The sequence below is a fragment of the Mesorhizobium sp. M0698 genome, assembly GCF_040320455.1.
Lineage (GTDB): Bacteria > Pseudomonadota > Alphaproteobacteria > Rhizobiales > Rhizobiaceae > Mesorhizobium.
This window is the reverse complement of the sequence record NZ_JAMYPQ010000005.1, coordinates 40,552-62,130: the sequence shown is the minus strand read 5'-3', so window position 1 is coordinate 62,130 and position 21,579 is coordinate 40,552. Positions and strand designations below refer to the sequence as shown.

Annotated in this window: 21 protein-coding genes; 10 read left to right on the top strand and 11 right to left on the bottom strand. The window is 62.0% G+C overall.

Features of this window, described 5'->3' with window-relative positions:
* Positions 1–98: 98 nt before the first annotated feature.
* Both NKI16_RS13275 and NKI16_RS13270 read right to left on the bottom strand, forming a co-directional pair.
* Positions 99–2,180 (bottom strand): ATP-dependent helicase, encoded by a 2,082-nt coding sequence (locus tag NKI16_RS13275; protein ID WP_352622369.1) that lies wholly within the window; start codon positions 2,178–2,180, stop codon positions 99–101.
* 94 nt (positions 2,181–2,274) lie between these two features.
* Complete coding sequence (locus NKI16_RS13270) at positions 2,275–2,448, bottom strand: hypothetical protein (protein ID WP_023677660.1); 174 nt, start codon at positions 2,446–2,448, stop codon at positions 2,275–2,277.
* Between the two features lie 132 nt (positions 2,449–2,580).
* Here NKI16_RS13270 and NKI16_RS13265 point away from each other — a divergent pair, with 132 nt between their 5' ends.
* The 6 genes from NKI16_RS13265 (at position 2,581) to NKI16_RS13240 (ending at position 11,426) form a co-directional block, all read left to right on the top strand.
* Positions 2,581–2,760, top strand: a complete 180-nt coding sequence (locus NKI16_RS13265; protein WP_352457655.1) for a hypothetical protein — start codon at positions 2,581–2,583, stop codon at positions 2,758–2,760.
* A gap of 459 nt (positions 2,761–3,219) precedes the next feature.
* The gene (locus tag NKI16_RS13260) at positions 3,220–5,097 is read left to right on the top strand and encodes an ABC-F family ATP-binding cassette domain-containing protein (RefSeq protein ID WP_352622367.1); all 1,878 of its coding nucleotides are present in this window, start codon (positions 3,220–3,222) and stop codon (positions 5,095–5,097) included.
* Positions 5,098–5,311: 214 nt separating this feature from the next.
* The gene (locus tag NKI16_RS13255) at positions 5,312–7,420 is read left to right on the top strand and encodes a molybdopterin-containing oxidoreductase family protein (protein ID WP_352922930.1); all 2,109 of its coding nucleotides are present in this window, start codon (positions 5,312–5,314) and stop codon (positions 7,418–7,420) included.
* Positions 7,421–7,476: 56 nt separating this feature from the next.
* Positions 7,477–8,175 carry a DUF2270 domain-containing protein gene (locus NKI16_RS13250; protein WP_352622363.1) on the top strand — a complete coding sequence of 233 codons (699 nt, stop codon included), beginning with the start codon at positions 7,477–7,479 and terminating at the stop codon, positions 8,173–8,175.
* Between the two features lie 170 nt (positions 8,176–8,345).
* Positions 8,346–10,547 carry a cation:proton antiporter domain-containing protein gene (locus tag NKI16_RS13245; protein WP_502897602.1) on the top strand — a complete coding sequence of 734 codons (2,202 nt, stop codon included), beginning with the start codon at positions 8,346–8,348 and terminating at the stop codon, positions 10,545–10,547.
* Between the two features lie 102 nt (positions 10,548–10,649).
* Complete coding sequence (locus NKI16_RS13240) at positions 10,650–11,426, top strand: hypothetical protein (protein WP_352622359.1); 777 nt, start codon at positions 10,650–10,652, stop codon at positions 11,424–11,426.
* 2 nt (positions 11,427–11,428) lie between these two features.
* Here the strand turns inward: NKI16_RS13240 and NKI16_RS13235 are convergent, their stop codons facing one another.
* Positions 11,429–12,166: a hypothetical protein gene (locus tag NKI16_RS13235; RefSeq protein WP_352641931.1), complete on the bottom strand. Its 738-nt coding sequence runs from the start codon at positions 12,164–12,166 to the stop codon at positions 11,429–11,431.
* A 10-nt stretch (positions 12,167–12,176) separates the two neighbouring features.
* Positions 12,177–13,445 carry a DUF6161 domain-containing protein gene (locus tag NKI16_RS13230; RefSeq protein WP_352622355.1) on the bottom strand — a complete coding sequence of 423 codons (1,269 nt, stop codon included), beginning with the start codon at positions 13,443–13,445 and terminating at the stop codon, positions 12,177–12,179.
* Positions 13,446–13,984: 539 nt separating this feature from the next.
* Here NKI16_RS13230 and NKI16_RS13225 point away from each other — a divergent pair.
* A complete protein-coding gene (locus NKI16_RS13225) occupies positions 13,985–14,218 on the top strand; it encodes a DUF680 domain-containing protein (protein WP_352922925.1) in 234 nt (77 codons plus the stop codon).
* A gap of 276 nt (positions 14,219–14,494) precedes the next feature.
* Complete coding sequence (locus tag NKI16_RS13220) at positions 14,495–14,767, top strand: DUF680 domain-containing protein (RefSeq protein WP_352452971.1); 273 nt, start codon at positions 14,495–14,497, stop codon at positions 14,765–14,767.
* 110 nt (positions 14,768–14,877) lie between these two features.
* Here NKI16_RS13220 and NKI16_RS13215 read toward each other — a convergent pair whose 3' ends face one another.
* The 7 genes from NKI16_RS13215 to NKI16_RS13185 form a co-directional block, all read right to left on the bottom strand.
* On the bottom strand, positions 14,878–15,393 hold the full coding sequence (locus NKI16_RS13215) for a SixA phosphatase family protein (RefSeq protein WP_352452972.1): 516 nt from the start codon (positions 15,391–15,393) through the stop codon (positions 14,878–14,880).
* A gap of 9 nt (positions 15,394–15,402) precedes the next feature.
* The gene (locus NKI16_RS13210) at positions 15,403–15,735 is read right to left on the bottom strand and encodes a hypothetical protein (protein ID WP_352622349.1); all 333 of its coding nucleotides are present in this window, start codon (positions 15,733–15,735) and stop codon (positions 15,403–15,405) included.
* Positions 15,736–15,785: 50 nt separating this feature from the next.
* Entirely contained in the window at positions 15,786–16,493 is a 708-nt protein-coding gene (gene purN, locus NKI16_RS13205) for a phosphoribosylglycinamide formyltransferase (RefSeq protein WP_352622348.1), read from the bottom strand.
* Positions 16,490–17,554, bottom strand: a complete 1,065-nt coding sequence (gene purM / locus NKI16_RS13200) for a phosphoribosylformylglycinamidine cyclo-ligase (protein WP_352472623.1) — start codon at positions 17,552–17,554, stop codon at positions 16,490–16,492. The genes purN and purM overlap by 4 nt, the downstream gene beginning before the upstream one ends.
* A gap of 109 nt (positions 17,555–17,663) precedes the next feature.
* A complete protein-coding gene (locus NKI16_RS13195; RefSeq protein WP_156937368.1) occupies positions 17,664–18,071 on the bottom strand; it encodes a hypothetical protein in 408 nt (135 codons plus the stop codon).
* A 135-nt stretch (positions 18,072–18,206) separates the two neighbouring features.
* A complete protein-coding gene (locus NKI16_RS13190; RefSeq protein WP_156937367.1) occupies positions 18,207–18,839 on the bottom strand; it encodes a hypothetical protein in 633 nt (210 codons plus the stop codon).
* 121 nt (positions 18,840–18,960) lie between these two features.
* Positions 18,961–19,620: a glutathione S-transferase family protein gene (locus tag NKI16_RS13185; protein ID WP_023677646.1), complete on the bottom strand. Its 660-nt coding sequence runs from the start codon at positions 19,618–19,620 to the stop codon at positions 18,961–18,963.
* Between the two features lie 200 nt (positions 19,621–19,820).
* Here NKI16_RS13185 and NKI16_RS13180 point away from each other — a divergent pair, with 200 nt between their 5' ends.
* Positions 19,821–20,378, top strand: coding sequence for a CDP-alcohol phosphatidyltransferase family protein (locus NKI16_RS13180; RefSeq protein ID WP_023677645.1), 558 nt, complete (start codon positions 19,821–19,823; stop codon positions 20,376–20,378).
* Entirely contained in the window at positions 20,350–21,576 is a 1,227-nt protein-coding gene (locus tag NKI16_RS13175) for an AI-2E family transporter (protein ID WP_031212006.1), read from the top strand. The genes NKI16_RS13180 and NKI16_RS13175 overlap by 29 nt, the downstream gene beginning before the upstream one ends.
* The last annotated feature ends 3 nt before the right edge of the window (positions 21,577–21,579 follow it).

Here is a 21,579-nt window from a genome sequence, read left to right as displayed (position 1 = left end):
CGCGGATCACGGCGCGAGGTTCCATGTTGCCGGGATTGTTTTTTCGCCGGCTCTGGGAGCGGTCGCCGGGCGAGCAGCGCCGACGTCGAGGCGGGTGCCTATTTCCACATGCCGCGCATGCGGGCGCCGAGGTCGACACGCACCTGCGGCTGGCGGCGCGGATCGTCTCTGGCCTGGACGCTGGACCATGCCACCTGCTCGAAGGCGCCGAGGATAGAGCGCGGGATGAAGCGCGTGCGCGAGGCATAGACATGGCGGTCGCCGCGCGCCGCCTGGCCGTGGACGAAAAAGCGATGCGGCATGACCAGGTGCAGGCTGTCCTTGGCCCGCGTCATCGCCACGTAGAGCAGCCGCCGCTCCTCGTCGACGTCCTCCTTGCTGCCGACGCCGAGATCGATCGGGATGCAGCCGTCGACGGTGTTGAGCACGAAGACGTTCTTCCACTCCTGGCCCTTGGCCGAATGGATCGTCGACAGGATCAGATAATCCTCGTCGCGGTGCGGCGGGCCGGCCTCGTCGCTGGTCGCGTCCGGCGGATCGAGTGTCAGCTCGGTGAGGAAGCGCTCGCGCGACGCATAGCCGGAAGCGATCTGCTCGAGCTGCAGGAGATCGGCCCGGCGCGTCGTTGCATCCTCGTGGATACGTTCCAGATGCGGCTCGTACCAGAGCCTGACCTGTTCGATGTCGGCCGGCCATTTTTGCGCGCCGGCGCGCAGGCCGCTATAGAGCGCGACAAAGCCCGGCCAGTCGTCGGCGGCACGCTGCGGCGGTCGATAGCGGGCAAGCCCCATCGTCTCGTCAAGCGAATTTGCCATGGTCTCGACGATCGCATTGGCGGCCGAAGGGCCGATGCCCGGCAGAAGTTGCAGCACGCGAAAGCCGGCGACGCGGTCGCGCGGGTTTTCGGCAAAGCGCAGTACGGCCAGCAAGTCCTTGACGTGAGCTGCATCGAGAAATTTCAGCCCGCCGAACTTGACGAAGGGGATGTTGCGGCGCGTCAGCTCGATCTCCAGCGGGCCGCTATGGTGGGAGGCGCGAAACAGCACCGCCTGTGCTTTGAGAACGGTGCCGGCCTCGCGTTCGGTGAGTATCGCCTGGCAGACATAGCTCGCCTGCTCGGTCTCGTCGCGCACGCTCACCAGCTTCGGCTTTTCCGCCGATTTGCGCTCGGTCCAGAGATTTTTGGTGAAACGTTCCGACGCTTCGCCGATCACCGCATTGGCTGCCGCCAGGATGGTCTCGGTCGAGCGGTAGTTGCGCTCCAGCATGACGACCTCGGCCGGCTGCGCGAACTGCTTCGGAAAATCCAGGATATTGCGCACTTCCGCGGCGCGGAACGAATAGATCGACTGCGCGTCGTCGCCGACCACCGTCAGCCCCGATCCGTCGGGCTTGAGCGCCGTCAGGATCGAGGCCTGCAGCCGGTTGGTGTCCTGGTATTCATCGACCAGCACATGGTCGAAACGTGCACCCAGATGCGCGGCGATTTCCGGCTCGCCGGCCATCTGCGCCCAGTAGAGCAGCAGGTCGTCGTAATCGAGCACGTTCTGCCCCTGCTTGGCCTCGACATATCGGGCGAACAATTGCTTCAGCTGTTCGGCCCAGCCGGCGCACCACGGGAACACCGAACCCAGCACCTCGCCGAGCGGCGCCTGTGCGTTGACGGCGCGCGAATAGATCGCAAGGCAGGTGCCCTTGGTCGGGAAGCGGGCTTCGGTCTTCGAAAACCCAAGCTCGTGGCGGGCGAGGTTCATCAGGTCGGCGGAATCCTCGCGATCGTGGATGGTGAAGGCCGGATCGAGACCGATCTCCAGCGCATAATCGCGCAGCAGCCTGGCGCCGATGCCGTGGAACGTGCCGGCCCAGCTCAGCGCATCGGTAATCACCGAGGCATCGCGCCCCAGCACCTCGCCGGCGATGCGCTCGACCCGCTTGGCCATTTCCGCTGCGGCACGGCGCGAAAATGTCATCAAAAGGATGCGGCGCGGGTCGGCACCCCTGACGATCAGATGCGCGACCCGGTGCGCCAGCGTGTTGGTCTTGCCGGAGCCGGCGCCGGCAATGACCAGCAACGGCCCGGCGATCTTGCCGTCGCCATGTTCGACGGCAAGCCGCTGCTCGGCGTTGAGCTTCGCCAGATAGGCGGGCTGGAAGGACGAATCACGGGCGGCGAGGTTCATCGCCCATCAAGCATCGTTTCTGCTTTGTTCGCAACGGTTTGCGGAGCCGGAATAGGGCTCGTGAACGAAGAAGCCTTGCGGGCAGGCCTGTCGACTAACGCTCGGGCTCGACGCCCATCCTTGCCGATTGCCGCCGCAGCGCCTCGCGATCGTCCTGTGGCGGTGGCAACAGCAGCGGATCGAAATCGTCGGGCACCTCGTCGATCACTTTCTTGGCGACGCGATAGGCAACATAGACGATTGCCCCGGCGATGAGCAGACGGATCATGCCTTCCTCCATTGATTGTGGAGCAACCGGAGACGCGGCATTTTGTTCCCAGGCCCCTTGGCGAATGCAGGAACGACACCGGCCGCGCAACCAAATCGCCGACGCCTCGTTGTCGGGCGAGAGGAGACTGCGATGAAAAAGCGCTCAATCCTGCTGCTTATGGCAGCTCTGACTGTTGCGGGTTGCGACAACAATATCCAGCCGACCAAGGCCACTGGCGACACGGTCGATCAGAACCCGCAGGTCGACAAGAATCCGGTGCCGAAGTCGACGACCGGCGGCGATCAGCCCGGCACGCCGCCGAAACAATGACCGCCTCAAATGGCGTCGATCGGGCAAGCGGCGCCGGTCAAGGAAGGTGGCCGGCGCCGCTTGGGAGGAAGCTGATGGCGCCGGCCAGGCGGAGATCAGGCCCGCCGCACATCCAAGGATAGCCGAGTCTTTCCGCAGCGTCATGGTCGATAGCGTACAGACGGCACGCCCCTGTGGACAAACCTGCCGGCCACAGCAGCGTTTGTTCATCACATAGTTCGTTCTTCCCATGGAACAAACCAAGCTGCTGCGTGTTTGGATGTCGATCGGACGCTCCCAAGGCCGCCGTTCACGAAAGAGCCCGCTCTCCTTGTCCCCCCTCAGGATAGCGGGTTCTTTTTGCGTTTTGCGGGAAGTCGCGGCGCGGCCGCTGACTTGCTTGCCGGTTTTCGCGGCTTATGCGGCGAACCGGGGCTCAAGCCCTTGCGAAGCATGGTTGTCCCGTGCAAAAGCCCGGCCATGCTGATCATCAACGACCTTTCGCTCCGCATGGCCGGACGCCTGCTTCTCGACCATGCCTCACTGACCTTGCCGGCCGGCAGCAAGGCCGGCCTTGTCGGCCGCAACGGCACCGGCAAGACGACCCTGTTCAAGGCGATCACCGGCGACCTCGCCTCCGAGACCGGCTCGATCAGCCTGCCCAAGAACACGCGCATCGGCCAGGTCGCGCAGGAAGCGCCGGGCACCGAGGAGCCGCTGATCGAGATCGTGCTCAAGGCCGACCTCGAACGGAGTGCGCTGCTCGAAGAGGAAAAGACGGCGGCCGACCCGCACCGCATCGCCGACATCCACATGCGGCTGGCCGATATCGATGCGCACTCGGCCGAGTCACGCGCGGCCACCATTCTCGCCGGCCTCGGCTTCGACGATGCCGCGCAGCGGCGCCCGGCCTCGTCCTTCTCCGGTGGCTGGCGCATGCGCGTCGCGCTGGCCGCCGTGTTGTTTGCCGAGCCCGATCTGCTGCTGCTCGACGAGCCGACCAATTATCTCGATCTCGAAGGCACGCTGTGGCTGGAAAACTACGTGTCGAAATACCCGCACACCGTGCTGCTGATTTCGCACGATCGCGACCTGCTCAACCGCGCCGTCAACTCGATCGTCCATCTCGACCAGAAGAAGCTGACCTTCTGGCGCGGCGGCTACGACCAGTTCGAGCGTCAATACACCGAGCAGCGCGAATTGCAGGAGAAGGGCCGCGTCAAGCAGGAAGCCGCGCGCAAGCACATGGAATCCTTCGTCGAGCGCTTCCGCGCCAAGGCGTCGAAGGCGAGGCAGGCGCAGTCGCGCATCAAGGCGTTGGAGAAGATGAAGCCGATCGCCGCGATCGTGAACGACACGGTGCGGCCGTTCTCCTTTCCGGAGCCGGTGAAGTCGGTGGCCTCGCCGATCATTGCGCTGAACAACGTCAACGTCGGCTACACCGAGGGCGAGCCGATCCTGAAGAAGATGACGCTGCGCATCGATGCCGACGATCGCATCGCGCTGCTCGGCGCCAACGGCAACGGCAAGTCGACTTTCGCCAAGCTTTTGGCCAGCCGGCTGAAGCCGGAGACCGGCAGCATGACGGTGGCGCCCGGGCTGAAGGTAGCAATCTTCGCCCAGCACCAGCTCGACGACCTCAGGCCCGACGAAAACGCCTATGAGCATGTCCGCCGGCTGATGCCGGAGGCGCCGGAATCCAAGGTGCGCGGCCGCGTCGCCCAGTTCGGCCTGACCACCGAAAAGATGAATACCGCCGCCAAGGATCTGTCTGGCGGCGAAAAGGCGCGGCTCCTGATGGGCCTGTCGGCCTTCGAGGGGCCGAACCTGTTCATCCTCGACGAGCCGACCAACCATCTTGATATCGACAGCCGTGAATCGCTGATCCATGCGCTGAACGATTTTCCCGGCGCGGTCATCCTGATCTCGCACGACCGCCATCTGCTCGAAGCGACCGCCGACCGGCTGTGGCTGGTCAAGGACGGCGCGGTTAATCCGTATGACGGCGATCTCGAGGATTACAAGACGCTGGTCACCGGCGTCTCCGGCGACCGCCGCGGCAAGCGCGAGGCGGACAAAGCCTCGAAGGCCGACCGCCGCCGCGATGCGGCCGCGCGCCGCGCCGCCTTCGAGCCGCTGGCCAAGGAAATCCGCGCCACCGAAGCGCTGATGGACCGCCTCCGCAAGCGCATCGACCTGATCGAGGACGAACTCGCCAACCCGGCCGTCTACGAAAAGGACCCCTCGACCGCGACAAGGCTGGCCAAGGAGCGCTCACAACTTGCGCAACAGCTGGCCGGCCATGAGGAAAAATGGCTGTCGATGTCGGCGGAGTACGAGGAAGGCACGGCGGAGTAGGAAGAGCGTAATCTCCCCGCTCGTGGGTTCCCGCCAGCCTGACAGCCATTTGGAGCCGCCGGTCGTTGGAGTTTGATCAAGAGCGAGTCACACCGACGACGTTGCGATCCTTCACGCCCCCCCTCTGTCCTGCCGGACATCTCCCCCACTTGGGGGGAGATTGGCTCGTCATCTGGCCCTACACCTGGTTGTCCAAAGCAGCTAGTTTGACCCCATGAATCAGCATGCCAAGCTCAAAATCGGCCATTCGGCCTGTCCGCATGATTGTCCGTCGACCTGCGCGCTCGAGGTCGAACTGCTCGATGAAAAGCGCATCGGCCGTGTCCATGGCGCCAAGGCCAACAGCTATACGGCCGGCGTCATCTGCGCCAAGGTCGCCCGTTACGCCGATCGCGTCCATCACCCCGACCGACTGCTGAAGCCGCTGATCCGAGCCGGCGGCAAGGGCGAGGGCGCCTGGAAGGAATCCAGCTGGGAGGCGGCGCTCGACCTCGTCGCCGAAAGGTTCATAGCCGCCGAGGCAAAATATGGCTCGGAGACGGTCTGGCCCTATTATTATGCCGGCACGATGGGGCTGGTGCAGCGCGACGGCATCGAGCGGCTCAGGCACGCCAAAAAATACTCCGGCTTCTTCGGTTCGATCTGCACCAATCTGGCCTGGACCGGCTGGATGATGGGCGCCGGCGCGCTGCGCGGCCCCGACCCGCGCGAAATGGCGAAGTCCGACTGCGTGGTGATCTGGGGCACCAACGCCGTGGTCACGCAGGTCAACGTCATGAGCCACGCCATCAAGGCGCGCAAGGAACGCGGCGCCAAGATCGTCGTCATCGACGTCTACGAAAATGCAACGATGAAGCAGGCCGATCTCGGCCTGGTGCTGAAGCCCGGCACCGACGGCGCGCTGGCCTGCGCGGTGATGCACGTGCTGTTCCGTGACGGCATGGCCGACCGCGCCTATCTAGAAAAATACACCGACGATCCGCACGGTCTGGAAGCGCATCTCAAGACGCGGACGCCGCAATGGGCCGCTGACATCACCGGGCTTTCCGTCGACGAAATCGAGGCCTTCGCCCGCCTCGTCGGCACGACGAAGAAGACCTATTTCCGCCTCGGCTACGGTTTTTCGCGGCAGCGCAACGGTTCGGTCAACATGCATGCCGCAGCCTCGATCGCGGCGGTCACCGGCTGCTGGCAGTATGAGGGAGGCGGCGCCTTCCATACCAATTCGGGCATCTTCAAGCTCAACCAGGAACTGCTCGAAGGCACGCGGATGCGCGACCCCGCGATCCGTCATCTCGACCATTCGCGCATCGGCCCGGTGCTGACCGGGGCTGAGGATGCGCTCTATGGCGGCCCGCCGGTGACGGCGCTGCTGATCCAGAACACCAATCCGGTCAATGTCGCGCCGGAGCAGCGGCTGGTGAAGCAAGGTTTTCTGCGCGACGATCTGTTTTCCTGCGTGCACGAGCAGTTCATGACCGACACCGCCAAGCTCGCCGATGTGGTGCTGCCGGCGACGATGTTTCTCGAGCATGACGACGTCTACAAGGGTGGCGGCAACCAGCACATCACACTCGGGCCGAAGCTGATCGACCCGCCGGAAGGCCCGCGCACCAACCATTTCGTCATCGAGGAGCTCGGCAAGCGCCTCGGTGTCGCCGATCGTCCGGGCTTCGGCCTGACAGAACAGCAGCACATCGATATCATCCTGGGCAAGCGCGGGCTGGGCAGCTTTTCGAGCCTGAAAGAGCAGAAATGGGTCGATTTGCAGCCGGATTTCGAGGCGGCGCATTTCCTCGACGGCTTCGGCCATGCCGACAAGAAGTTCCATTTTCGCGCCAACTGGACCGGGCAGGCAGCGCCCAACCGGCCGCCGAAAAGCATGGGCCTGTTCGGGCCTGTGCAGCGGCTGCCGGAATTTCCCGATCACGTCGACCTGATCGAGGTGGCGGACGCGGCGCACCCGTTCCGGCTGACCACCTCGCCGGCGCGCAATTTCCTCAATTCGACCTTTGCCGAAACGCCGGTGTCGCAGGCAAAAGAGCGCCGGCCGGAGCTGCTCGTGCATCCCGATGATGCGGCGGCACTCGGCGTCGCCGACGGTGGCCGCATCGAGGTCGGCAACCAGCGTGGCGAAGTGGTGCTGCACGCAAAACTGTTCGACGGCATCAAGCGCGGCGTCGTCGTCGCCGAAGGCATCTGGCCAAACAGCGCCCATGAGCGCGGCGAGGGCATCAACGTGCTGACCGGCGCCGATGCGCCAGCGCCCTATGGCGGCGCCGCCTTCCACGACAACAAGGTCTGGCTGCGCCCGGCGGATTGAGCGTCGGAACGATATCTCCATCCGGCCGTTTTCGCGTGGCGGGTGGAGGCATTGTCATGGCAGAAGTGTTGCCGGCGCCGGATCCCATCGGAAGGACACTGTCGTCCGGCGAACTCGTAACCACGATGTCCCACTTTCATCGCGCCGAGATTGCGCGCATGGCTGGGTGGCGTGACCGCCTGGACCGGACGAGCAACTGGGCGATAACCGTTGTCGCAGCCATGCTGTCCGTTTCGCTTTCGACAGCCAGCGCTCACCATGGCGTGTTGCTGTTTGCCATGCTGCTTGTTCTGCTGCTGCTGTGGATAGAGGCCCGCCGATATCGCTTCTTCGACTTCTATCGGGCTCGCGTGCGCCAGTTCGAACGGCACTATTTCGCGCAGATATTCTCGCCGCAGCCGGACTTCGCGTCCGATTGGCTGTTGATCGTCGGCGAGAGCCTGCGCGCGCCGAAATTCCTGATTTCGCAACGCGTGGCTTTGGCGCGCCGCCTGCGTCGCAATTACATTTACATGCTGCTGATTCTGCTGCTGGCCTGGATCCTCAAACTGTCGACCCCCAGTCTTCTGGCCGAAGGCGTCCGCATCGGCTTCGTCGGGTCGATGCGTGAGGCCGTCGCCAGTGCTGCCCTGGGTCCCGTTCCTGGTGGCGCCATCGTCGTGCTGGTCGCCGTCCTCTATGCAGGCCTGCTGGTGACAGCCTTTCTGACAGAGAGCGACGACGGCGAACTCTCCTTCGGTGACGTCCACGTCTAGCAACGCAACGCCCTGTCGCGCGTTGTTGGACACGTGCATTGGGCGATGGGGGTTTCATGGCTTGGCAGGCTCCGACACGTTCAAGCCTGACACTGCTGGTTTGCGCTTTCGTCCCCGCGGGCGCGGCCTGGGCAGCGGAGACGCTCGTTGTCGGTACCCGGGCCTCCGGCATGGGTGGTTCGGGCGAAGGCGCTTTCGTCGCCGAGATCGTGCTTCTGCTGCTTGTTGGGCGCGGCCTGGGCGAAGTGCTGCAGCGTTATGGCCAGCCGGCAATCATGGGCCAACTGATCGGCGGCATCCTGCTCGGTCCTTCGCTGTTCGGCTGGCTGTGGCCGTCGGCCCAGCACCTGATCTTTCCCAGTGATCCTGCGCAAAAGGGCATGATCGACGCCGTCTCGCAGCTCGGCATCCTGATGCTGCTTTTGCTGACCGGCATGGAGACGGACCTGCGGCTGGTGCGCCGGGTTGGCGCGGCCTGTTTTTCCATTTCGGCTACCGGCGTCGTGGTGCCCTTCATCTGCGGTTTCGCGCTGGCGCAGTTCCTGCCGGACGCATTGCTGGCTGACCCCACGCAACGTACCGTCGCCGGGCTGTTCCTGGGCACCGCGCTGTCGATCTCGTCGGTCAAGATCGTCGCCATGGTGGTGCGCGAGATGAACTTCATGCGCCGCAACCTCGGACAGGTGATTATTTCCTCGGCAATCATCGAGGACACGATCGGCTGGCTGGTCATCGCCGTAACCTTCGGCATCGCCACCAATGGCAGGCTGCAGCTCGTGCCGCTGGTGACCACCATCGCCGCCGTGGCACTGTTCATGGTGTTCTCCTTCACCATTGGCCGCCGTCTTGTCTTCACCTTGATCCGCTGGACCAACGATCAATTCCGCAGCGAGTTTGCGGTGATCACCATGATCCTCATCATCATGGGCGTGATGGCGCTGATCACCAACATGATAGGCGTCCATACCGTGCTGGGGGCGTTCGTCGCCGGTATCCTTGTCGGGGAATCGCCCATCCTCTCCAGCCATATCGAAGGCCAACTTCGCGGCGTCATCACCGCGCTGTTCATGCCGATCTTCTTCGGCATGGCGGGGCTTTCCGCCGATCTCACCGTGCTCGCCGATCCAACGCTTGCCATGCTGACGGGCGCTCTCGTGGTCATCGCCAGCATCGGCAAGTTTGGCGGCGCGTTCATCGGCGCCAAGCTCGCCGGCATGTCGTTCAAGGAAGCAATCGCCGTCGGCAGTGCCATGAACGCGCGCGGCTCGACCGAGGTGATCGTCGCCAGCATCGGCCTGTCGATGAACATCCTGTCGCACAATCTCTTCACCATGATCGTCACCATGGCCGTGATCACCACCTTGGCCATGCCGCCGATGCTGCGCTGGGCGCTCGGCCGGCTGCCGGTTGGGCACGACGAGCAACAGCGTGTCGAGCGCGAGGCGTTGGACGAATACGGCTTCATTTCCAGGCTGGAGCGGCTGCTGGTGCTGGTCGACGACAGCAGGATCGGCAAGTTCACTGCCTATCTCGCCGGACTGGTCGGCGGAGGCAGCGGCATGCCCACCACCTTGCTTCAGCCGAAGGACGGCCGAATTGACAGGCCAACCGACAGCAAAGGACAGGAGCGCACCCTGAAGGAAATCAAGAAGGGTGCAAAAAAAAGCGCCCGGGCGGTGAAACGGATTGAAGATACGCTTGTCGGCAAAGTCCACCTGACGGCCCGCACCGAATTGGAAGCCACCGGTGAGACGATCGCCGAAGAGGCCCGCAAGGGATACGGCCTGCTGCTGGTCGGGCTTGACAATGTGCTGACCGCCGATGGCGCCTTCGCGCCGGCCCTCAACGACATCGCCGGAGGATTTGACGGCCCGCTTTGCCTGGTCCTGAATGGTGGCAATGCTGCCGAAAAGATGCCGACTCTGAAGGCCGGCACCAGCATTCTCGTCCCCGTCAACGGTACCCAAGTGGCGCGTCGCGCCGCCGACTTGGCGCTGGCGCTGGCCCGTCCAAACCGGGCGCGGGTCAAGATACTTTACGTCTCGCAAACGGCAGCCAAGGGCCGCAGGTCGACATCGGTGTCGCATAGCCGCGAAGAGGCCGTCCTGAAAGACATCGCTGATCTGGCGGGCCGCTACGGCCTGCATATCGACACAGCGTTCCATACCCGCGTCACACCCGACAAGGCGATCACCCGGGAGGCGGCCAAAGGCGCGGCGATCGTCGTGATGGGCGTCACCCAACGTCCGGGTGAGGACCTGTTCTTCGGTGAAACCGCCGGCGCTGTTTTAGCCGCCTGCAACTGCCCCGTCGTGCTTCTGGCCAGCGCGCGGCCCAAGCACGACGCCGCTGGCGCTGAGCTGGCAGCGTGAATTTCACGGCGCATCGGTCAAGCGACAGCTGTCGATCAGGGCTTTGAAAGGACGTGAAAACGCTCGCGGCCATCTGCTGACCGGATTGGCGATCGAGCAGGCGTGCTGTTCTTCTTCTATGGCGCCGGCCACAGCGGCAAGTCGACCTTCGTCGACCTGCTATGCTTCATCCTCAGCGACTATGCGGCGACGCTATCGATCGACAGCTTTTCCCGCGACAACAAGCGCGGCGGCGAGGCGACGCCTGATCGCCGGCTGCCCGACGCGCGCCTGGTGGCGGCATTCGAGCAGGAAGCCGGCGCCAAGCTGAAGAACGCGCTGATCACGACGCTAACCTACGGTGAGAAGATCCCGGTGCGGGCCTGCACAAGGATTTCTTCGAGGTCGATCCGCACTTCACGATCATCCTGTCCGGCAACCAAAAACCACGCATCGACGACGATTCGGACGGCATCCGGCGCCGGTTCTTCCTGGTGCCGTGGGCGATCCAGATCGCCGAGCCGACACCGACCGGGCACTGCCGAGCAAGCTGCGCGCCGAGGCCTACGCGGTCTTTGCCTGGATGGTGGAAGGCGTGGTCGAATACCTCAATCTCGGGCGGATATTCCGCCGGGCGTGCGCGCCGCATCAAAACGAATACAGGCAGGAAAAGCGATGCGATCGGAACCTTCATCCGGCCCGCCTGCCATGTCACCGGCAATCCCGACGACAAGGAAAAACCGATCGACCTCTATCACGCCTTCGAAGTCGGCCGAGCGCAGCTTCGAGGGGCCGGATGGCCAGATGAAGCAATTCCAGAAGGCGCGATCAAACGGCGAGACCTTCTACCGCGGCATCGTTATCTGTACCGAATGGCAAAGCCAGGGCGATGAGCGGTGATGCTAAGAAGGCTGGCTCTTCAACATCCCAAGCTTATTCGCAAAGTCTTTAAGGATGAGCGTAGACGGCGAAATCTTTGCGAATATTTGTATCGTGCGAGAAAGAGTATCTTCATCGAGCTGCTCATTGCCGGATCGATAGATTTTCTTTCTGGTCTCATCGACAGCCAAGCATGCCCTTTCGATCACTTCGCAAGAGCCGGTCATCCGCACGTTAAAGAGTTCCCGAGCATCCTGAATCTGCCGTGTTTTCATGTGGCGATTGATGTTTGTCCAGCTATAGATAAACATTTTCACACCAGCTTCTTGTGTGGTTGCCTCCGCGTCCATCATTCGAGCGAAAGCCATATCGAGGTCTTTAGCCTCTTCCAAAAAAAGTGGAGCGAAAAATGCGGCCCTTTGGAATTTCAGTCGGCTAGAATCGGCCGTCATTTCGATCAGCTGATCGTGGCGCTTTTGTTGGCGATCTTCAGTCTTGTTCATCGCGTTTACGGTGATGAAGGCCGCAGCCACAGCAAGCGTCCCAGTGACGAGTGTTTGATAGTCGTAAAGCCATCTGGCTTGATGATCGAAATCGGACCAGGCCATGCCCGCGATGAATCCAATCACCGCCGTGGTGATGGCCACAAACCAAGCTTCATGTCTTTCCATTTCGGAAATCTCTCCGCCCGATCCTACCGTGCGGCCGGCCTTCGGCACCAGGTGCCGCATGCTGACTTGCAGTTCCGTGTGCTCCAGCATTCAGGCGGCATCATTTCCCCATCGCCTTGTCAATGACCTCAGTAAAGTTCGGCGGTTCAATACTATCGCTGCCATGTCCTGGCGGCGGTCTGCACAGAGCTTGAAGGATCAACGCGCGATCCTCTTTCGTTGCGGCTTGCTGCTCGATCATCTTGTAGTACGTCTCAATGATCGTGGCTCGCTGGCGGGCATCGTCCATCAGCAGCATGGATCTCATATTGAACCGGACCACGAGTCTAATCAGCCAAAAATAGAGCGCCAGCGGTATTGTGACGACTACCAACCGGCTAACTGTTGCAACAGTCAACACAACGGGATTTGTTACATTGCCTATTTCAATGCCCGCTGCCTCCGTCAGATGCTTCAGCAGCCTGATGACCGCGTCGTTGTCGTAAATAGCCCAGGCTGGCAGTCCTACCAGCAGAACAAACAGGACAAAGCCAGAAATCATAAGTGCCCACCAGGAGGCGCCCGCGCGATCGGTCCAATAAATCCTTACGCCTTGATAGGCAGATCTCGCTTTTGCCGCATCGAGGAAGCTGGAGAGCTTATCCTCCGCATCTTGCGTATTGGCGTCGATGGCTGCTTGGAACGCTTCGATCTGCCCGCTCAGATCCTTGGCCCGATTCTCAAATGCCCCTGCTTGCTTCGCGGCATTTTCTGCTGCTTCCAGTGCACCGTTTGCGCGTTCGGTCAAACTTTCAGTGGTTTCTCGAAGGTTATTAGAAGTCAGCGCTGCTTGGCTTCTTACATCGTCAATGAGGGTGTTAGATTTGGATGTGATCTCAGCCAACCTCTGAGCGATAATGCCTGTTCCGTCAAGCGGGGCATCTTCCACAACTCTCCAGGCGGCGTAACTGCCCAGCTCCCGGATAACGGCAAATGGCGTGTTGGTGGTACTCGGTTTCACAAATCGCCCCATCTCGTAAATGAGGCCCGCAGCGAAAGCTGCAGCGATGTCTTCAGAACTTTGTGGTCGAGATTTACCTATCTTCACAGCTTCGTCGAGCGAGTCATTGATAACAATCGGGATTTCAGAAAACAGAACGCTTCGGCCTTCAACTTCAAGCACTGTGGCAGGCGCAGTGGTTGTGGCGTGGTTGATCAAGCCATCCGTGAAATCCTTAAGGCTGCTATAGACATCGGTCTCATTATTTCTCAGGCGGATCATCCTTTCCGCAAAAGCCTGGGTAATTCCCTTATAGATCTCAGTCTGCTGCTGCGCGTAAAGAGAAGTTGCCTCGCGCGAATTTTGGCCACCAGGGTCGTAGCTGTTCATCTTCAGAATCGATCTGACGTCGTTATAAGTAATCGCGTCCACTCTGATTCCCCCTCAAGCGCTAAATACATGGTCTTTCAGGGCGCGATATTGCGCAAGTGGCAGAAAATTCTCTCCCTTCGGTGTCGCGCGGCGAGGCTCGGCATCGCGCTGTCGGCACTCCGGCAAGTGGCGGCAATGCCGGTCTCTCTTACTCGCCGCGCGATCAGCATTGCGAAAGGAACAGGAAACAGTACAAAGCGAACCGAACGGTTCGGTTCTGTTGACGGAGCGTATAGGAAGCGGTGGACGCCGGCTCAAAGAATGTTCGCGCGGCAAATCACCACTGACCGCATAACCAACTGAAAAGAAAGAAGAACATTGTGGCGCCAGGAGCTGCATGTCGAATTTCAAGCGGCCAATTTGGCGCACCCGTACAAAATTTTCGTGATTGGAAACGACAGACTTGCCGACCCATCTCGGGGTGGTCCGAGCGACGCGAATTCCTCCCGAGGCACGCCACTTGACGGACAGACCAAAGAACTACCGGAGTACCCGAAATGACCAAGCTCGCTCTTACCGCCGCCGCCATCCTCGTTGCCACCGGCACTGCTTTTGCCGGCAGCGACCATTATGGCTCGGACAATTTCAACCAGCCGGCCGCTGCTGCTGCCAACGTCGACAACACCTTCACCGGTTTGATCCGCAAGCCAGTTACTTCCGAGCATACCGGTGCCAAGACAACCTCCGAGTCGGTGGCGCCTGAATCCGGCCAAGGCATCTGGGGCCGCTGATTATCACGGCCCGCAACACAAAGAGCGGCGGGCTTGGCCCGCTACTCTTGCTGTCGCGTATCAACGGGCGTGTGCGCCGAATAGCATCCTGCGCCAATCGAATACTTTGATTTGCAGGTTTCATCTGTAGCCACAATCTCGGTTGCTGAAATCGTCCAGCAACGTGCACATCGGAAAAAGCCGGGTGCGTATTCGTCGGCGCGGACAGCGCTCTCATCTCGAATGCGTCGAAAGCAACGACAACTCACGAATGACCAGTACATTGGAGTACCTGAAATGACCAAGATTGCTCTTACCGTCGCCACCATCGTTCTCGTCGCCACGGGCAGCGCCTTTGCAGGCAGTGATCACTATGGTTCGGACGGCGTCAACCAGCCGGCCGCGCCTGTTGGCAACGCGCCTGTCGGCACCATCGACAGCGGGTTTACCGGTTCCATCCGCAAGCCGCTGACGGCCGAGCACAACGCCGTCGACACCGAGGCGACGACCCGGTTCGGCACGGATCAACCCGTAGTGCCCCAATCTGGCCGGGGCAACTGGGGCCGATAGTTCCTCAAACCCCGGAGCACGAAGAGCGGCGGGCTTGGCCCGCCGCTCTTGTTTGTGCGAAGCCGGGTTTGGCCGAAAGGTCGGCGATCCCCCGGCCTGTCAGGCAGTCCCTAGCGAAGATCCTTCGGCCAAATGCAGTGCGTCAGTCGGGCGCTGCCGAAGGTGAGACCGGTCCAATCGCCGTCGACGTCGAACCGAGCCAGGGCCGCGGTGGGGTATTTTTCCGCCAGCTTCTTCAGCGCCGCTTGGTCCGATCCAGCCCCGGCAAGCCCGCGCGCGAACTCCTCCAGCCCGGGATTGTGGCCAAGCACCAGCAGCGTTCCAGTCCCCGCCTTTACTTGCCGCACCTTGGCGAGGATGTCCGCCGCCGCTGCCTCGTAGAGCGCCTGGGAAAATTTGGCCTGCACCTTCGCCGGCAATTCCGCCGAGACGAGCCGCCACGTGTCGCGGGTGCGCAGCGCCGGCGACACCAGCGCCAGCTCCGGCAGCCAGCCGCGCCGGGCCAGTTCGCGCCCGACCAGTGGTGCTACCTTCAGCCCGCGCGCGGACAGCGGCCGGTCGACGTCGATGAGGTCGGGATCGTCCCAACTCGACTTGGCGTGACGCAGGAGCAGCAGTTGCTTCATGGATTCAACTCAAGTCCAAGGGATGTCGGGCTGAAAGTCTTTCCCATATCCGCCGCCATGTCTTGCACCTGTGACGGTATCAAAACTCGCCCAAAGTGCACCAAAGATGAACAGGCCTACACGCCGTTCATCTTTATCCCATCTGACCAAAATGTCTGCTTCAGTGATGGCCCAATCGCCCGATCGAACGTGAATTGCACCGACGACGGGACCTACTCGTCCGTCCTCGATCCGACAGAGATAAAAATATGCCGTGGCACTTTTCGGATCGTCCGTCTCGTCGTACTCGAAGACGCCGGCGAGATCACGCTTTGTCCGGATCGCGCTGTCGAAAACGTCCATTGATCTATTCTGTCATACCCCGACAATTTATTGGCCGTTTCTGCGGACCCTTACGGCGTTATCCGCGCCAGGTGCTCGAGATCGGTCTCTTCGCGCATCGGGTCGGGCGCGATCACCACCGACGTGGCGTTGTCGGCATCGTCGGCGAAGCGCGAAAACACCGTGCGGCCGCCTTCCATCCGCGCCTTGCCTTCGGCGACAAGGCCCAACGCCAGCGGATAAAGTTGGTGCTCGGCCTTGAGCACGCGCGCGGCCAGCGTGTCCTCATTGTCGCCGACCATCACCGGCACGGCGGCCTGGGCGATGATCGGCCCGTCATCCATGTCGAGCGTGACGAAATGCACCGTGCAGCCATGGATGCGCATGCCTGCGCGCAGCGCCCGCGCATGCGTATCCAGCCCCTTGAAGGCAGGCAGCAGGGCAGGGTGGATATTGATCATGCGGCCCTGCCACTTCTCCACGAAGCGCGCGCCGAGGATGCGCATATAGCCGGCCAGCGCGACGATCTCGGCGCCGAACGACAAGAGGGCCGCATCGATCGCCTCGTCATGGGCTTCCTTGCTGGCATAGTCGGAGCGCGAAATCACTCTGGTGGCGATGCCGCGCGCCGCGGCGATGCCAAGGCCGGCGGCATTGGCGCGGTCGGAGATGACGCCGACGATCTCGGCCGGATAGGCCGGGTTGCTCGCCGCCGCAACCAGCGCCGTCATGTTGGAGCCGCGCCCCGAGATCAGTACGACCGTCCGTTTCCTGGTCATAGGCCAATCGAGCCCCGATAGATGACGCCGGCATCGCGGCGCGGCACGATCTGGCCGATCGGCGTCACCGTCTCGCCGGCCTCCTGCAGAACGGCAGCGACCTGCGCCGCCTGGCCGGAGGCGACGACCAGGATCATGCCGATGCCGCAATTGAAGGTCCGCATCATCTCTTCCGGCGCGACGCCGCCGGTCTTGGCCAGCCATGAGAACACTGGCGGCACCTCGATGGCGCCGAGATCGAGCTCGGCCGAAAAATCCTTGGGCAGAACGCGCGGGATATTTTCGGGAAAGCCGCCGCCGGTGATATGGGCCAGCGCCTTGATGCCATGTGTGTTGCGGATCGCCTTGAGGATCGACTTGACGTAGATGCGCGTCGGCTCGAGCAGCGCCTCGGCCAGCGTCGCCTCGTCATTGAACGGCGCCGGATCGCCCCAGCCAAGGCCGCTTACCGCGACGATGCGGCGGACCAGCGAAAAGCCGTTCGAATGCAGGCCCGACGAGGCGAGGCCGAGCAGCACATCGCCCTCGACGATGTCGTCGGTCGGCAACAGCTGGCCGCGTTCGGCGGCACCGACGGCAAAGCCGGCAAGGTCGTAATCCTTGTCGTGATACATGCCGGGCATTTCCGCCGTCTCGCCGCCGATCAGCGCGCAGCCGGCCTGCCGGCAGCCGGCGGCGATGCCGCCGACGATCGAAGCACCCTGGTCGGGATCGAGCTTGCCGGTGGCGAAATAGTCGAGGAAGAACAGCGGCTCGGCGCCTTGCACGACGATGTCGTTGACGCACATGGCGACGAGGTCGATGCCGATCGTGTCGTGCTTGCCGGCGTCGATGGCGATCTTCAGCTTGGTGCCGACGCCGTCATTGGCGGCGACCAGCACCGGATCGGTGAAGCCGGCGGCCTTGAGGTCGAACAGGCCGCCGAAGCCGCCGATCTCGCCATCGGCGCCCGGCCGGCGGGTTGCGCGCACCAGCGGCTTGATCTTCTCGACCATGAGATTGCCGGCGTCGATGTCGACGCCTGCTTCGGCATAGGTGAGCCCGTTCTTGCGCTTGCTCATTTCCGGCGCCTGCTCATCTGTTGCGCTTGCCTGTCGCTGTTTTCACTCGCGTGCGGGCTCTTCGCATGAACGGTTTTGCCCCGCAAGGCAAGCGCGCGATGATGGTGTTTCAGTTGGATAACGGCGGAACCGGGCGTGATACACTCCAACAGTAAAAAGAAATCCCTGCCAGAATTGCGGCGAGGCCTCCGACGGTGGCAAGAGACCTGATCTCACCGTCGAAGGGCAGGGTCCCATACGAGAAGCCGGCGGCGATCAAAGCCGCCGCGGCAGTCCACAGACCTGGATTTGCAGCGACTGACCTTGAGAAAACGAACGCGACGACAGCGGCGGTCAGCCAGAGGGGCCAAGAGACGACCACGCCTACGGCCAGATAAAGAGCGAAGGTCGAAAGAAGATCCTGCGCTGCCACGTTGCGGTGCGAGGCTCCGAAAAATGCGAAGACCAAAAGACTTTCCGTCAGTCCGGCCAGATAACAAAGCGTTACTCGCCAAGCGATTGTGATTCTCTGCGCCATCGTCATTCAGCAGTGGGGAAATAGGCTGTCGCTTCACGGGCTCTTCGCATGAACGGCCGCACCTCGCAAGGATGACGGCGGGATCAGACGGTCTTGGCTCGACAAAGGAGTGGACAGTCGCCCAAGCTGCCCCCCTTATGGACGCCCCTCTCGTTCCGCCAGAACCATGTCGACGCGGTCGAGTTGTGCCTTGGCGTAGCCGCTCAGCGCTATTCCGCCATTGTTCGTTCGAATCCAGTGCACAGCCTGCTTCACCCGCTCGTAGTGCCCAAGTTCGATTTCGCAGGCAATCAGCGCGAGGATTCGAACTGCGAAGGGCTGTGTGAATTCGTAAGGTTTGTCGAGCAACTCGCTATGTCCGGCGACGTAACTGGCGAGGTCCGGGTTCTGAGCCCTGATCCGTCGCGCCAGCTCGACATATTTCCCCAGCAACCTATCTATGCTCGTCTGGTCAAGGTGCTCGAAGTAACGAGCATAAGCTTTCAGCTCATTGTTAAATATCGTTTCAGGATGAAACTGCGACAGTCCGGGCCAGATCCATTTTTTGCCGTACAGCCTTTCAAGCAACGGCCTGACGGTAAGAAAGTCCAGGTAAACGAGCATGTTCACATGAACATCGCCATGGCTTGCAGTAAAGGCCTCTTCGAGAATCAGGCTGATATCGTCGCTCCGGTCGACTTCGAAGACGCCTTTCCGGGTGCGGCGAAAGCCATGTCCCGTCATGAACGTATCGAGATACTTACGCGCTTCGCCAACGGCCAAAGACAAGGTTCCACTCCCTCTCTGTTGCGCATCGTGCCTTGCTAACGGCCTATTAGTCCATCCACTGCGCCTTGTTTCCTAACGGCCAAAGGATAGCGCGCTTCGGGCTCGCTTCCATTTGGTTAGTTCAACGCTGGCTATTCTTCACGCCCCCTGCGTTGATTGCAAATTGCGCGGCGAAAGCCCGGATATAAGCCGGCCGAGCTTCCCCGCGCGCTACATAGGCAGCCAAGTTTTGATATTCGTCCAAAATGCCTGACATTCTTAGTCGCAGCAGCACCGATACCATCAATAAATCGCCGGCGCTGAACGTATCATCGAGCCAGTCGGCGACGCCCAAGTGGGCCGAGAGTTTGTCCAGCCGAGCGCGAACACGGTCCTTTACCAACGGCAAGCGCTCCTCGCTCCAAGGCTTGTCACGTTCGAATATTCTTGCCGTCGTTAATTCGAGGATCGGCGGTTCGACGGTGTTAAGTGCGGCAAACATCCACGTGATCGCACGCGCGCGGGCATTGCGATCCTTCGGCAGCAATCCCGCATGCTGCTCAGCAAGATGAAAGACGATCGAGCCGGTCTCGAACAGCGAGAGAGAACCTTCCTCATAGGTGGGGATCTGGCCGAAGGGATGGATGGCCAGATGTTCAGGCGCCTTCATCTCTGCGAAGGAAACAAGACGAACCTCATACGGCTGCCCCACTTCTTCGAGCGCCCAGCGAACGCGCGTATCACGCGCCAGTCCCTTGCCGCCATCGGGCGATCGTTCAAATGCTGTGATAGTGATTGTCATCGCGTCCGTTTCCTTGCCTGGGCGAATTCTTCGGCTTCCTATCGTGAGACGAATGAGTTTCCCCGAAATCGACATTGGTCTTGAACTATTTCATTGCTGGCGCCCTCGTGGGGAGATTGGCAGCTTCGGTGTCGCTTCTCACTTGCCGTAACCGTCCATCTCCATCATGTATCGACAAACAAGAGCGACGGGATATGCGTTTGACCATCCCCAACATGATCACGATCATGCGCTTCGTGCTGGTGCCGGCCGTGGTGCTGGCCATGCTGCAGGAACGCTGGGACTGGGCGTTTGCCGGCTTCCTCATTGCCGGCATTTCCGACGGCGTCGACGGCTTCATCGCCCGCCATTTCAACCAGTTTTCCAGGCTCGGCGCCTATCTCGATCCGATGGCCGACAAGCTGCTGCTGGTCTCGGTTTTCGTGGTCCTGGGCTTCAGCGGCGAACTGCCGCTGTGGCTGGTCGTTACCATGGTGTCGCGCGACGCACTGATCGTCTGCGCCGTGCTTTTGTCCACCGTCATGGCGCATCCCGTCGAGATGAAGCCGCTCCTGGTGTCGAAGGCCAACACCGCGATCCAGATCGTGCTGGCGGCAGTGGTGTTGGGCGAACTCGCCTTCGACATCCGTCTCGATCCGCTGAGGCCGGCCCTCATATTGCTGTCCGGGGTCTTGACCGTGGCTTCGGCCGCGGCCTATCTCGTGGCTTGGCTGAGGCATATGAGCGGCTATGGCGAAGGCTCCACACCCGGCACCTGAACGCGGGGCACCTGACCACCGGGCACCTGACGAACGGTCCATCGACGCCGAGGCCGAAGCCGCGGCAGCGGAGGCTGCGGCATCGGCGTCGTTTCGCCGGCAGATCCGCTTCTGGCTGGTCAGCGCCATCATCCTCGCCGTCTTCCTCTATGTCTTCAGCGGCATCCTTCTGCCGTTCGTCGCCGGCATGGTGCTCGCCTATTTCCTCGATCCTGTGGCCGACCGGCTGGAGCGGCTCGGCCTGTCCAGGCTGATGGCAACGGTGGTCATCCTGATCGCCTTCATCGTCGTCCTGGTGCTGGCCGTCGTCATCCTGGTTCCGGTGCTCGCCTCGCAGATGGCTGATTTCGCCAGCAAGCTGCCGGACTATCTGACCCGGCTGCAGGGCCTGATCACCAGCTTCGACCCGAAATGGCTGGAAGAAAAATTCGGCGTCGACGCCAACGGGCTGCGCGAAGGCCTGAACTCGCTGCTGACCTCCGGCTTCGGCCTCCTGACCACCGTCTTCACCTCGATCTGGAGCTCCGGCGTGGCGCTGGTCTCGGTCGTCAGCCTGTTCGTGGTAACGCCGGTCGTCGCCTTCTACATGCTGCTCGACTGGGACCGCATGGTGGCAATCGTCGACAGCTGGGTGCCGCGCGATTACGTCAAGACCGTCAGGACGATCGCCAGGGACATCAACACGGCAACCGCCGGCTTCGTGCGCGGACAGGGCACGCTGTGCCTGGTGCTCGGCGCCATGTACGCCACCGGCCTGACACTGACGGGCCTGAATTTCGGCATCCTCATCGGTCTGTTCGCCGGGCTGATCTCCTTCATCCCCTATGTCGGCTCGCTGACCGGCCTGGTGCTGGCCGTCGGCGTCGCCTTCGTCCAGTTCTGGCCAGACTGGACCATGATCGCGGCGGTGGCCGGTGTGTTCTTCGTCGGCCAGTTCATCGAGGGCAACATCCTGCAGCCCAGGCTGGTCGGCAAAAGCGTTGGCCTGCATCCGGTATGGCTGATGTTTGCGCTGTTTGCCTTCGGCGCGCTGTTCGGCTTCGTCGGCCTGCTGATTGCCGTGCCGGCTTCCGCCGCCGTTGCCGTTCTGGTGCGTTTCGCCATCGCCCGCTATCTGGAATCGCCGCTCTACAAGGGCCATGCCGACGAGCCGGTGCCGCCGCTGCAGGTGCGGCGCCGCGGGGGCGCGCGCGGTTGAGCC